This window comes from Actinoplanes subtropicus, from assembly GCF_000721705.1.
Taxonomy (GTDB): Bacteria; Actinomycetota; Actinomycetes; order Mycobacteriales; family Micromonosporaceae; genus Actinoplanes; species Actinoplanes subtropicus.
The window spans coordinates 1-1,158 of the sequence record NZ_JOJL01000133.1 but is presented as its reverse complement, the minus strand read 5'-3'; the positions used below and the strand labels follow the sequence as shown (position 1 = coordinate 1,158).

The 1,158-nt window shown below is 69.5% G+C and carries 1 protein-coding gene and 1 pseudogene; both read right to left on the bottom strand.

Annotated elements, in window-relative coordinates; translation table 11 throughout:
- Positions 1-232: 232 nt before the first annotated feature.
- A complete protein-coding gene (locus tag IH26_RS0152480) occupies positions 233-442 on the bottom strand; it encodes a hypothetical protein (protein ID WP_030443810.1) in 210 nt (69 codons plus the stop codon).
- An 86-nt stretch (positions 443-528) separates the two neighbouring features.
- Positions 529-1,158 (bottom strand): annotated as a pseudogene (locus IH26_RS61820) (hypothetical protein); the annotation flags it as partial.

Sequence of the window (1,158 nt, the reverse complement as noted above, 5' to 3'; positions counted from 1 at the left end):
AACCGGTCTCGGATACTGACCGGGAGCTACGTCTCGGGCATCAAACCCGACCTCCAATCAACGTACTCACTCACTACGTGCGACCTCATGTCGCACCTCAATTCGGCAAAAGAGCATGCCGGTGCCAGCATGTTGGCCACGTAGCGTGACGCCACTGGCCCGTCGGCCGGGGGTAGCGTGCCGGCGGCGGTCAGCATGGGTGGCACGAGTTCAAGGCGGGGTAAGACGGGCTTTATTCGCAGCCGTCGTCGATCGTCTCAACCTCGGCCAGGGCGGCGGGGTCGACGCCGTGCTCGCGGAGGACGACGTCCCTTTCGGCCGCGGTCGCGACGTAGCGGCGCTGGTCGCCGCCCCGGACCTCGATCCATTCGCGCAACCCGGTTCCCAGGTCGATCTCCACGGTCTCGACCTGCCAGCCGTCGTCCGCGAGAACGGGCGACATCTGTCCAGTGACTCTCCCCGGTGATCGGTGCGCAACCTGTACGGGTGAGGATCACCGAATTGCATCGGTGGTATTTGCCTGCGGTTTCAGTGCCACGGTGGCGGCCTTCGCTCGATCTTCGGCCTGGGTCGGCGGGCGAGTGCAGCCCACACGTTTTCGGGTGGGATCTGATCGTCCGGGATATCCGCGGATTGCGCATGACTGTGCGGCTCGAGGGCACGCTGCAGGGCGGCTTCGCGTTCGTGTGCATTCCGGTAGGACGGCGGAAACGGCCAGGCGGGGCCGCCGACCGTGACCGTCGCCGTCCGCGGTCGTGCCGCAGCTCCGCGCCCGGTCGTCGTGACCTCGAGGTGCTGGCGCCGCAGCCGGCCGCAGCCGTAGCCGAGGCCTTCCCAGTGTCGGCCGGTGACCTCCAGGGTGACGTGTGCCGACGGCCAGCGCCCTGTCGGGACCAGCACGCAGCCCCGCTCGCGGGCCCGGGCCTGCAGCGACCGCACGGTGGCGTCGGCGACCGGCCCGGGCGTCCTGACGGCAACCAGGTCGACGCCGTCGATCAACGCGGCCACGACCTGCGGCCAGTCCGGGCCTGGGTCGGGCACAAGCGCGAGCCGGTCGGCGGTGACGCCGATCTCGGAGGCGGCGAGTGCTCCGATGTCGGGCATACCGACCGCTGCGGCCCAGCCGTGCTCGGTGGCGCTCGCTAGCAGGAGCATGAG